This is a genomic window from Flavobacterium sp. FlaQc-28 (genome assembly GCF_044007415.1).
GTDB lineage: Bacteria > Bacteroidota > Bacteroidia > Flavobacteriales > Flavobacteriaceae > Flavobacterium.
Genome location: NZ_JBIPCM010000008.1, coordinates 186,765 through 198,880, shown reverse-complemented (window position 1 = coordinate 198,880; position 12,116 = coordinate 186,765). Strand labels below are relative to the sequence as shown.

Here is a 12,116-nt window from a genome sequence, read left to right as displayed (position 1 = left end):
TTTACAACTCAATGAAAGCATACTTTTCTTTTTTATTTCTTTTAGCACTTCCTTATTTCTGCAAAGCACAGATTGACACAACATACATTAAACCTTTTGACAATAAACTTTCCCTGAGAACTTATTTATCTATGAAGTTTATATCAATGGAACAAGAAGTAAATGGTGAGATCAAAAAATTTATGCCAAATAGCCCCATGAGTTTAGGTGCAGGAGTTTCTATAAACAACACGATAATCAATCTAAGTTATGGTTACGGGTTAAACTTCATGAAAGACGACAAAAAAGGAAGAACGAGAGCACTAGACTTTCAAATTCATAACTATGGACGAAAATTCATAATAGACCTTTTTGTTCAAAAATATCATGGTTTTTACACCTCAGACAATGCAGATAAAAATATACAGTTGTATCCCGATTTAAAAATTCAGCAATATGGTGCTTTCGGACAATATGTTTTTAACAACAAGAAATTCTCTTATAAAGCTGCTTTCAACCAAAATGAAAAACAATTAAAATCAGCAGGAAGCTTTTTAGCAGGCGGAGGAATTTACTTCTCAAAGATAAACTCAGACAGTTCCTTTGTACACAAATCAAAAAATTCACTGCGTAATTTTCAATTTGGATTCAGCGGCGGTTACGCTTATACTTGGGCAATCAATAAAAGATGGTTCGCCAGCGGTTCAGCAACAACAGGAGTTAACTTTGGCACTGAAAGAATAAATGATTTTGGCAAACAAAAAATAGAAATCTACCCTACATTTTTCCCGCGAATATCCGTTGGATACAACAAAGAGAAATGGTCACTTGGATTATCATACGTTAATAATTTTATCTTCTCTTCTTTCTCAGACAATAACAATAGTAACATTGGCTTATCTTCAGGAAATTTTCAAATTGGATACATCTGGAGATTAGATTCTAATCCTTTCTTCAGCAAGAAAAAAATAGAATAAAGCAATTCTTTTTTTTACTTCGCAAGGAGATATTTTGCAACAGCATCATAAGCAGGCAGAGAATACGGATCGTTTGCTGCATTTCCCGCTACAGGATTTGATGCAAAACGTACAATAACCATATCTGCTTTTGGATCAACGTAAATAACCTGTCCATGTACACCCCGAGCGCAAAACGCACCGTGATCATTATTTGTTATCCACCACATATTTCTATAACTCCAACCTTTCAAGAGTGAATATCCTGCTTTTTCAAATGCTTTTTTATCACCGCCCTTTTTAATATCATCAATAGCAGTTTTAGGAATAATTTGCTCCTGTCCTACTTTACCATTATTTAAAATCAACTGACCAAAGCGTGCCATATCTCGTAAACCAAGATTAAAACCACCACCCGCAAAAGACGTTCCTATTGCATCTACCGAAAAATACCCGTCTTGTTCAGCCCCAATTTTTCTCCATATTCGCTCAGATAAAACCTCAGCAACAGATTTACCAGTAACTCTGGCTATAATCCAGCCCAAAACATCTGAATTAACGGTTTTATATCCAAAAGCATCTCCGTGAATACCATTTTTCTTCACTGTAGGCAAATATTCATAATAAGTTCTTGGCCCATCATAATCTTTAGGCTTTGGAAGTGGATTCCCTGCCGCAGAGAATTTCCAAATTTCAGCATTAGGATCTGCGTAGTCTTCACTAAACTGCAGTGCCGTTGTCATATCCATAACCTGCCTTACAGTTGCATCTCCAAAAGCTGAATTTTTAAGTTCTGGAACGTAAAAAGAAACCGTTTTTTCAGTATCTATCAAACCCTCTTTAGCCAATATAATTCCAAGAGTTCCTGTAAATGATTTGGTAACTGACATTGCCGCATGCTGTCCGTCAATCGTCAAAGCGCCAAAATACTTTTCATAAACAATTTTTCCGTGATGCATAATAATCACTCCATCTGCATAAACCTTTTCCAGCGACTCTTCCCACGTCATCGACTTTGTCTCTCCAAGAGGCACAAACTTTACTTTATCAATATCACTTTTAAAATTCGTTATTACAGGAATTGAAGCTCCTAATCCGCGAGAAACATTTACAGTAGGCATAAACTGGCGCATATGCGCAACACTCCACCTAAGAGCCGGAAACTGAAAAAAGCTTCCGTCATCAAATCGAGGAATGCGGTCAGCCGGCGGCGGCGAACCAATCATCCATCCCATTCTTGCAGGATCACTTTGCAGCGCATCTAAATATTTCGTTTTTTCTTGAGCTGTTGAAATACTCATACAGAAAAACATCAAAACGAAAAACAATAACTGAGAACAAAAACGAACTGGTTTCATATTTTCTAATTTATTAGGGATGAGCACTAAAAGATTAAAAATGGGGAGATAATAAATTCTTAGCAGTAATAATTTTAGGAATTTACGCTAAGTTAAGAACTTAATTTCAAACACTTTACCATGTACGCTATAATACTTCTGCTAAAAAAGAAAAATAATAGTTATTTTACAAAAAGAACTTCTCTTACAAAACAAAACTTTCTTAAATTCGTTTCAAAATAATTAACCACTAATCCCAAATTAGTTTATGAAAAACCTATTAGTATTATTCTTTATTATGATTACCTGCTCATTATCGGCACAATCGGCAACCAGTTATTTTGACAAAGCCATGAAAAAAGCTGAGGCTGGCAACACAAAAGGCGCTATTGCTGATTATACAAAAGCAATCAGCATGAATTCGAAATTTGTCGAAGCTTATCAAAACCGAGGCGTAGCAAAACTCAAACTTAATGACCTAAAAGGAGCGCTTGCTGATTTTAGCAAAACAATTGAACTTGACAGCATGAATGCCGATGCTTTTACCGGCAGAGCAAACGTAAACTATAAGTTAATGAATTTTAAAGGCACAATCGAAGACTGTACTTCATCTCTTGGTTTAAACCCAAAAGATTACATTGCATACAACCTGCGAGGTTTGGCTTATAATAAAATTGACGATAAAAAAAATGCTTGCAAAGATTTTTCAAAAGCCATAGAACTTGGAAGTCAAAGTGCTATAAAAAATAAAGCTACATTTTGTAAATAAAAAACAAGCTTTGAAAAGTAAAAAAGCAATCTGTAAATATTTTTTTACAGATTGCTTTTTTGTTTAGACAAAAACACACGTAAAGCACTAATAATCTATGATTTTCGTTATCAGCTAAGAGATTTTCTAAGATTTTCTTCTATTTTTGTTTATCTAATTGTAAAAAATGGTAAACAACATAAAAACTGTTTTCAGTATTAAAGATCTAGCGAATTTATCTGGAATAAAAGCCCATACGATTCGTATTTGGGAAAAGAGATACAATATCCTAGAACCAATGCGTACAGATACTAATATAAGGTTTTACAATCTGCAGAATCTGCAAAAACTATTAAACATAACTTTACTGCATGAGTATGGTTATAAAATTTCTAAAATTGCAACTTATCCTGAAGAAAGGATACCAGAACTAGTTCGTGAAATTATATCGAAGAAAAATTCTCAAAACTATTCCATAACTTCTTTTAAAATGGCTATGATGAATTTTGATCAGGAATTATTCTTCAATACTTTCGATTGGCTTATTGCCGAGAAAACATTCAAAGAAGTTTTCAAAGAACATTTTCTTCCTTTACTGAAAGAACTAGGATTATTGTGGCAGTCAGAAACCATAACGCCGGCAAATGAACATTTTATGAGTCATTTGATCAAGCAGAAAATATTGATATACACAGAAAGTCTTCAAATTCGAAAACCAACTAAAACAGATAGAATATTTGTGCTTTCACTGCCTTTAAATGAAGTTCATCAAATAGGCTTACTGTATCTTCAGTACGAAATTTTATCGAAGGGATACAAAACCATTTATCTTGGCGAGAGTATGCCAATAGAAAACCTGCAGGATTTAACGAAACATTTTGAAAATATCACTTTTGTCTCGATGATGACCATTCAGCCAGACCGAAGCGTTATCAATCAATATGTAAGGTCTATGGGACAAAAACTATTGCTGAAAAACAACGAAATATGGCTGATAGGCAATATGGTTGAGTATATTGATAAAAAAGCTTTACCAGAAAGAATTCAAATTTTTGATTCGATGCAAGAAACAATCGAAAGAATTTAATCTTATTGTTTAACTTTTCTGTACATTTGTTAAACAAATGAAGAAAACAATAACAATCATAGGATCAGGATTTTCTTCCTTAGCTGCTTCATGTTACTTGGCTCAGCAGGGAAATCAAGTTACTGTATACGAAAAAAACCATTCTATAGGCGGACGAGCACGACAATTTAAAAAAGATGGTTTTACATTCGATATGGGACCAAGCTGGTATTGGATGCCAGATGTTTTTGAACGTTTTTTTCAGGATTTTGATAAAAAACCTTCAGATTATTATGAGCTCATAAAACTAAATCCCGCTTATCGGATTTATTTTGGAGTTAATGATTTTATTACTATTTGCGATAATTTAGAAGAAATAAAAAAAGCCTTTGAAAGCATTGAAAAAGGCACTTCAAAGAAACTAGAAAACTTTATTGACCAAGCCAAAAGTAATTATGACATTGCTATAAAAGATTTGGTTTATCGCCCAGGAGTTTCTCCTCTTGAACTAATTACTGCCAAAACAGCTTTAAAACTTAATCAGTTCTTTGGTTCTATAAGTATTGACATTCGTAAAGAATTTAAAAACGAAAGACTAATTCAAATTTTAGAATTTCCAGTTTTATTTCTTGGAGCAAAACCAACGAAAACACCTTCTTTCTATAATTTTATGAATTATGCTGATTTTGGTCTTGGAACCTGGCATCCTAAAACAGGAATGTTTGATGTAGTTCAAAGTCTCGAAAGTCTTGCCCTAGAACTTGGAGTAATAATTAAAACAAATGCTTCTGTTGAGAAAATAATCGTTGAAAATAAAACTGCAGCAGGAATTGTGATTAACGGAGAATTTATAAAATCTGATATTGTATTGAGCGGTGCCGATTATCAGCATACTGAAACTTTGCTCGAAAAAGAACATCGCGTTTATTCTGATACGTATTGGGAAAACCGAATTTTCGCACCTTCTTCTCTCCTTTTTTTTGTTGGTTTTAATAAAAAAATAGAAAACATCTCACATCATGCTTTGTTTTTTGATGTTGATTTCGACAAACATGCAAGTGCTATTTACGACACTCCAAATTGGCCCGAAGAACCTTTGTTTTATGCCAATTTTCCATCTAAAACAGATCCAACAGCAGCTCCTGATGGAATGGAAAGCGGTTTTTTCTTGATTCCGCTTGCACCCGGAATTGAAGATAGTGAAGCATTAAGAGAAGAATATTTCGAAAAAATAATCAGTCGTTTTGAAAATCTTACACAGCAAGAGATCAGAAATAACATTATATTTAAAAGATCATTTTGCAAAAATGATTTTGTTGCAGATTACAATGCGTACAAAGGAAATGCTTACGGAATGGCTAATACGTTATTGCAAACAGCTTTCCTACGTCCAAAATTGAAAAGTAAGAAAGTCAAAAATTTATATTTCACAGGACAATTAACAGTTCCTGGCCCAGGAGTTCCGCCTGCTTTAATATCAGGAAAACTAGCAGCTGAATTAATTCAAAAATCTTTTAGATCGTAAAAAAATGAAATCACTATTCGACGACGTTTCTTTCAAGTGCAGTAAACTGGTTACTAAAAACTACAGTTCTTCTTTTTCGATAGCTGTAAAAATGCTCTCGCCAAGTATTCGTGATGCGATATACAGCATTTATGGCTTTGTTCGTTTTGCCGATGAAATTGTCGATTCTTTTCATGATTATGAAAAAGAAAATCTTATTGACGATTTTGAAAAAGAATATTATAAAGCTCTTAATCTGGGAATAAGTCTTAACCCTATTCTAAACTCTTTTCAACATACTGTAAAAGAATATAATATTACCGACGATTTAGTTCAGGCATTCTTAAAAAGCATGAAACAAGATCTCACAAAATCAAGTTATAACACACAAACTGAATATGCCGACTATATTTTCGGTTCTGCCGATGTTGTTGGTCTAATGTGCTTAAAGGTTTTTACAAAAGGGAATAATACAAAATACGAACAGCTTAAAAATGAAGCAATGCGATTAGGATCAGCTTTTCAGAAAGTAAATTTTCTTAGAGATTTAAAAGATGATAATCTGATTTTAAACCGAACTTATTTTCCCAGCATCAATTTGAATAATTTTACTGAAGCTGCAAAAACACAAATTATCAGCGAAATCGAAGACGATTTTAATATTGCTTATCAAGGAATTGTAAAATTGCCAATTGAAGCAAAATTTGGGGTTTATACTGCTTATATTTATTACAAAAAATTACTTACTAAATTAAAAAACACACCTTATCATGAAATTGGAAACTCAAGGATTCGTGTTTCTAATTATACAAAAGCAGGACTTTTGGCGCAGTCATTTGTAACGTATAAATTGAAATTAGTATAATTCCGTTCTGTTTGTCATTTCGACCGAAGGGAGAAATCGCACTAGTAAATTGACAAAGATTGGAGAATTACTTTACGGAATATCTAATGGGATTTCTCCCCTCGGTCAAAATGACAAGAATAAGTAAATGATAAAATCAAACAATTATTATAACAAATTCAAAACACAAAAAATGGTTTCCTTTTTAATCTTTTTAGGCGTTTTTTTATTCATGGAATGTATTACATGGCTTAATCACAAATATGTGATGCACGGTTTCATGTGGTATTTTCATGCAGATCATCATCAGCCAAAATACGAGCATGCTTTTGAGCGCAATGATATTTTCTTTGTTCTATTTGCAATACCAAGTATTCTATTATTTTATTTTGGTGTTCAGGGCGGTTTCAATTATTTTTTTTTTATTGCCTGCGGCGTCACACTTTATGGAGCTTGTTACTTTTTAATTCACGATGTTCTAATTCATCAGCGTTTTAAATGGTTTAAAAACACTAAAAACAAATACCTCATCGGATTACGAAAGGCGCATAAAATACACCATAAACACTTAAACAAAGAAAAAGGAGAATGTTTCGGAATGTTGTTTGTTCCGTTTAAATATTACAAAATGTAAAACCCTTTTAAAGCATCAAAATAGATTCTCACAACAATGACAAAACAAAAAGTTTCTTTTTTCTGGTTCAGACGTGATTTACGTTTGGAAGACAATACAGGTTTATTTCATGCTTTGCAATCAAATTTTCCAGTAGTTCCATTATTTATCTTTGATGACGATATTTTAGAAAATCTTCCTGCAAATGATGCCAGAGTAAGTTTTATTTACGATTCACTTCAAAAGATAAATTCAGAATTAAATACTTTAGGTTCTTCACTATTAGTCAAAAAAGGTAAAACTACCGAAGTTTGGAAATCACTTTTAGAAGAGTTTGACATTCAAAACCTTTTCTTTAATAAAGATTATGAACCGTTTGCGATCAAACGTGACATTGTCATTTGCTCTTTATTGAAAGAAAACAATATAGAGTGTTTTTCATATAAAGATCATGTAATTTTTGAAGAGAAAGAAATCACAAAATCTGACGGACTTCCGTATACTATTTACACTCCTTATAAAAACAAATGGCTCGAAAAATATCATTTTTCAGGAGCTGCGATTGAATATGATTCCAGTTCATTTCGATCAAATTTTATAAAAAGTCAATTTGCATTTCCAGAATTGTCTGAGATCGGTTTTAACCGAAGTACTATAAAAGTGCTTCCGCATAACTTAACTCAGATTGCCAATTACAAAGAAACTAGAGATTTTCCTGCTCTGGACAGTACTTCTTACCTTTCGCCGCATTTACGATTTGGTACGGTGAGTATTCGGAAATTGGTAAATTGGGCAAATCGAAAGAATCAAACTTTTTTAAGCGAATTAATTTGGCGCGAATTCTTCATTCAAATTCTGTTTAGCTTTCCCAATTGTGTAAGCAGTAATTTCAAATCAGCTTACGACGGAATTCAATGGCGCAATAACGAAGACGATTTTAAGCGCTGGCGCTCTGGAACAACTGGTTACCCAATGGTCGATGCAGGAATGCGTCAGCTAAACGAAACAGGATACATGCATAATCGTGTTCGTATGGTTGTGGCGAGTTTTTTATGCAAACATTTATTAATCAACTGGCAGTGGGGAGAAGCTTATTTTGCCGAAAAACTTTTAGATTTCGAATTAGCTTCAAATGTAGGAAACTGGCAGTGGGCAGCAGGAACCGGCTGTGATGCTGCGCCTTATTTTAGAGTATTCAATCCTGAAATTCAACAAAAGAAATTTGATGCTAAAGGTGAATACATCCGCAAGTGGATTCCTGAATTTGATTTTGGTTATACTGAACCAATGATCGATCATGCCTTTGCAAGAGATCGAGCGATTGCAACTTATAAGGCTGGAATTTTGAAATAGTTTATTTTGTTTCACACAGATTTAGCATATCTAACAGATTAAAAAAAAAAACTTTGTCAAAAATTTGAGTTTTGTCAAAAATCTTTACACATAGTTTGGGCCAACTTGAAACTTAAAACCTAAAACAAAAACTTAGTATTTCAAATAATTTTCAACGACAATCTTTGCTTTCAAATCAAACATTAAATTGTACAAACCAAAGAAAGTACGGTTCATATAAATAAAGTGCTTAGAACCTCGGTTTCCGTTCATTTTTTTCAGATTTGTATCTTCAGAAAAACGTTTGCCTAATTCGGCAATGGAGTTAAAGAAAGTTTCATCGGCAAAATCGAAAGTCTCATTTTGAAATGGTTTGGTAAAAAGTGATAATAGATCATGAAACATACTTGTAAAATATTCAACTTCTGCTGGCGTATCGTCTTTGCGAAGAATTTCTAATTCAAACAACTTTTTATTAAACAACACTTGATCTGTAATCACATTTTTATTAATCAATTCAAAATACGGCGTATAAAAATCATCTGGAATTTGTTTCATACAACCAAAATCTAACGCAATTAATTGATTTTGATCATCAACCAAAAAGTTTCCAGGATGCGGATCTGCGTGTACTTTTCTTAAAACATGAATTTGGTACATATAAAAATCCCAAAGCGCCTGTCCAATTTCATCTCCAACTTTCTGATCTTTATTTTTTGCGGTAAATTCTGAAAGATGAATTCCCGTCATCCAATCCATCGTGATAATTTTCTCTGAAGAGAACTCTGGATAGTAATTCGGAAAAATAATGTTTTCTATTTTACTGCAGGCTTCTACAACTTCTTGACTTTGTTTTAATTCTAATAAATAGTTGGTTTCTTCGATAAGTTTATCTTCGACTTCTTTAAAATACTTATCTGAATCTTTTCCCTGCAGATTAAACATTCTTATAGCAATAGGTTTAACTAAAGCTAAATCTGAAGAAATACTATTAGCTACTCCTGGATATTGAATTTTAACTGCCAGTTTTTTACCATTCTTTTTTGCCAAATGCACTTGACCAATACTTGCTGCATTTACAGAGTTTGCATTGAATTCATCAAAAATCTCGTAAGGTGTTTTGCCAAAATTACTTTTGAATGTTTTTAAAACTAATGGTGCTGAAAGCGGCGGAACTGAAAATTGCGATAATGAAAATTTCTCGACATAAGCTTGAGGCAAAAAATTCTTGTCCATGCTTAACATTTGAGCCACTTTGAGCGCACTGCCTTTTAAGCTTTTTAATCCGTCATAAATATCTTCAGCATTATTCTCGTTCAGTTTATCTCGGGTTAAATCAGGATTAACCATTTTCTCAGCATAATGCTTAACGTAGTTTACGCCAATCTTTGCTCCAGTTTGAACCAATTTTCCGGCTCTTTCTATTTTCGAGGTTGGAATATAATCGATCGTTTTCATTGTTTGCTGTATATTTTTTCTTTGAATAGAAATTTTCCAAAATCAATCAGATGGTTCATTGGCGCAACATTCATCAATTCAAATGATGCATTAACTGATTTTTCGATAAAAATATCTGTTTTCTCAAAAGCAGCAGATTCATCTTCCATCCAGAATTTTATGGTAAGCATTAATTGCAGCCAAGCTGATTCTTGAATGGTTTTTTCTTGAAATTTTTGTAGTTTTTCTTGTTCAAGTCTATAATCATCAGTTAAAATTTCTGAAACATAACTTCTAAAATTATCTCTAAGCAAAGTAAGCTGTACTAAATTTTTGAGCGGGTTTTTATCCATCTTAAGTACTTGCAGTACATAACTTCTATTTGCAGTCAAAATTTCGAAAAATGTAAAATAGAAACTCAACATTTTATTCTTCATGTCGTACTCAAGATAGTCTCCATTTTTATGCAGTAAGCTGACTGTATTCTCAAAAAACAGTCGGAATATTTCCTTTTCTAAACCTTCTAACGTTCCAAAAAAAGAATAAAATTCAGCTTCTGAAAAATCATTTTCTTTGGTAAAATGATAAACTGATTTTGGTTTTGTTCCTTTTTCTAAAACTTCATTCATATATTTTGAAACGATATCCTCTTTTGTGATAGTCTTTTTTTTAGTTGCCATTTCATTAAATTTAGAATTTGCCTTAAAGGTAAGCATTGTTTAAGTACCTTTACATGTCCCTAAACAGAATGCGCTGTTAAATATATTATAAACTATCATGGTTGAAAATGTTCTAATAACAGGTGGAAGCGGATTCATTGGCAGGCATTTGACAAATGCTCTAATTGAAGCTGGCTTTACTGTGTCTGTTTTAAGCCGTACCGACAAAGAAAACACTCCTGAAATCACTTACTATAAATGGAATTTGAACAGCAATTATATTGATGAAAATGCTGTTTTAAATACGGACTATATTATTCATCTTGCCGGCGAAGGAATTGTTGAAAAAAGATGGACACGAAGAAGAAAAAGAAAACTTCTGGAAAGTCGGGTTAAACCAATTGATTTGATATTTTCTATTCTAGAAAAAAACAATAAAAAATTAAATGCTTTTGTTTCGGCTTCGGCAATTGGAATTTATGGTGCTGTTACAAGCCATAAAATTTGTACTGAAACGACTGAGCCTGCAAACGACTTTTTAGGTACTATTTGCCAGAAATGGGAAAATGCATCAAACAAAATGGAGGTTTTAGGCATTAGAACCGTAAAAATTAGAACTGGAATTGTCCTAGGTAAAGATGAAGGTTTTTTAAAAAAACTCGGACCTACTTTTAAATCGGGCTTTGGCGCGGTTATAGGAACTGGAAAACAATATTTACCCTGGATTCATATTGACGATTTATGTCAGATTTACTTAAAAGCACTTCTAAACGAACATATGCATGGCCCGTACAATGCTGCTGTTACTGATAATACTACAAACTTGAGATTCTCTAAAATACTAGCTGCATTATACGGATATGCAATATGGCTTCCTAAAATTCCATCTTTTATTCTTAAAATAAGTTTAGGAAAAATGAGCGAAGCTATCTTAAAAGGGCAAAGGGTGTCATCTGAAAAAATACAAAAAACTGGATTTGAATTTCAATTTACTGATTTAGAAAAAGCGCTTATCAGCACTACGAATTAAACATTACCTCATTATTCCGCTTAAATCTGTCTGAACCGTTTTTGAAATTTTATTAGCCACAACATAAGGAATTTCAATATTAAAGTCAGAAATTGATATTGGAAAAGCAGAAACAATTTGAATACCTTCTGGAACTCTTTTCAACAACGCTTTTACCGTAATCATTTTCGATTTCCCGTGAATATATAATTTCCCCTTGACATCATACTCTCTTGAGGTTTCATCAATTTGTGCGATGTCAAATTTTTGTATTTTGCCTTTAAAATAAGCTTTAGGATAACGATGACTTTCGACATAATTGTCGTTAAAATGTTCTTCCATTAAATCCATTTTAAAACGAAAATCTTTTATTATTACAGTACAAATTAAAGTACTTGTTTGAGGTTCAAGAACAATAGTTCCGAGCTTATTTACCGCTTTTACCTCTTCGAAGAAAGGAACAGAAGCTTCAAAATTTATAATCGCCGAATTGGTTTTAAACTTATTTTGAGCTAATATCGAAAATGCGGTAAAAAGTAAAATTAATAATGTAGTTCTTTTCATAATCGTCAGCAATTAAACAATTATGTCATTTCATTTTTTAAAATAGAGAAAAACAAACTTACAGTAAG

At 32.7% G+C, this 12,116-nt stretch carries 12 protein-coding genes; 8 read left to right on the top strand and 4 right to left on the bottom strand.

From position 1 onward, the window contains the following. Positions 1 to 11: 11 nt before the first annotated feature. Positions 12 to 956 (top strand): DUF4421 family protein, encoded by a 945-nt coding sequence (locus ACHRVL_RS19035; RefSeq protein WP_395414944.1) that lies wholly within the window; start codon positions 12 to 14, stop codon positions 954 to 956. Positions 957 to 970: 14 nt separating this feature from the next. Here ACHRVL_RS19035 and ACHRVL_RS19030 read toward each other — a convergent pair whose 3' ends face one another. Then, a complete protein-coding gene (locus ACHRVL_RS19030) occupies positions 971 to 2,236 on the bottom strand; it encodes a serine hydrolase domain-containing protein (RefSeq protein ID WP_395414943.1) in 1,266 nt (421 codons plus the stop codon). A 304-nt stretch (positions 2,237 to 2,540) separates the two neighbouring features. Between ACHRVL_RS19030 and ACHRVL_RS19025 the strand changes: the two genes are divergently transcribed. The 6 genes from ACHRVL_RS19025 (at position 2,541) to ACHRVL_RS19000 (ending at position 8,400) form a co-directional block, all read left to right on the top strand. Beyond that, positions 2,541 to 3,041 carry a tetratricopeptide repeat protein gene (locus tag ACHRVL_RS19025; RefSeq protein WP_395414942.1) on the top strand — a complete coding sequence of 167 codons (501 nt, stop codon included), beginning with the start codon at positions 2,541 to 2,543 and terminating at the stop codon, positions 3,039 to 3,041. Between the two features lie 166 nt (positions 3,042 to 3,207). After that, positions 3,208 to 4,107, top strand: a complete 900-nt coding sequence (locus ACHRVL_RS19020) for a MerR family transcriptional regulator (RefSeq protein ID WP_395414941.1) — start codon at positions 3,208 to 3,210, stop codon at positions 4,105 to 4,107. Between the two features lie 37 nt (positions 4,108 to 4,144). Next, positions 4,145 to 5,611 (top strand): phytoene desaturase family protein, encoded by a 1,467-nt coding sequence (locus ACHRVL_RS19015; RefSeq protein ID WP_395414940.1) that lies wholly within the window; start codon positions 4,145 to 4,147, stop codon positions 5,609 to 5,611. A gap of 4 nt (positions 5,612 to 5,615) precedes the next feature. Beyond that, positions 5,616 to 6,455, top strand: a complete 840-nt coding sequence (locus ACHRVL_RS19010) for a phytoene/squalene synthase family protein (RefSeq protein WP_395414939.1) — start codon at positions 5,616 to 5,618, stop codon at positions 6,453 to 6,455. Between the two features lie 172 nt (positions 6,456 to 6,627). After that, entirely contained in the window at positions 6,628 to 7,068 is a 441-nt protein-coding gene (locus ACHRVL_RS19005) for a carotene hydroxylase (RefSeq protein WP_395414938.1), read from the top strand. A 36-nt stretch (positions 7,069 to 7,104) separates the two neighbouring features. Continuing rightward, complete coding sequence (locus tag ACHRVL_RS19000) at positions 7,105 to 8,400, top strand: cryptochrome/photolyase family protein (RefSeq protein ID WP_395414937.1); 1,296 nt, start codon at positions 7,105 to 7,107, stop codon at positions 8,398 to 8,400. A 132-nt stretch (positions 8,401 to 8,532) separates the two neighbouring features. On the opposite strand, the gene ACHRVL_RS18995 is transcribed toward ACHRVL_RS19000, so the two are convergent. Together ACHRVL_RS18995 and ACHRVL_RS18990 are read right to left on the bottom strand one after the other, a co-directional pair. Next, positions 8,533 to 9,837 (bottom strand): ABC1 kinase family protein, encoded by a 1,305-nt coding sequence (locus ACHRVL_RS18995; RefSeq protein ID WP_395414936.1) that lies wholly within the window; start codon positions 9,835 to 9,837, stop codon positions 8,533 to 8,535. Then, on the bottom strand, positions 9,834 to 10,496 hold the full coding sequence (locus ACHRVL_RS18990) for a TetR family transcriptional regulator C-terminal domain-containing protein (protein WP_395414935.1): 663 nt from the start codon (positions 10,494 to 10,496) through the stop codon (positions 9,834 to 9,836). The genes ACHRVL_RS18995 and ACHRVL_RS18990 overlap by 4 nt, the downstream gene beginning before the upstream one ends. 97 nt (positions 10,497 to 10,593) lie before the next feature. On the opposite strand from ACHRVL_RS18990, the gene ACHRVL_RS18985 reads away from it, so the two are divergent. Further along, positions 10,594 to 11,505, top strand: coding sequence for a TIGR01777 family oxidoreductase (locus ACHRVL_RS18985; RefSeq protein ID WP_395414934.1), 912 nt, complete (start codon positions 10,594 to 10,596; stop codon positions 11,503 to 11,505). Positions 11,506 to 11,508: 3 nt separating this feature from the next. Here ACHRVL_RS18985 and ACHRVL_RS18980 read toward each other — a convergent pair whose 3' ends face one another. Continuing rightward, entirely contained in the window at positions 11,509 to 12,048 is a 540-nt protein-coding gene (locus ACHRVL_RS18980; protein WP_395414933.1) for a YceI family protein, read from the bottom strand. Positions 12,049 to 12,116: the final 68 nt, after the last annotated feature.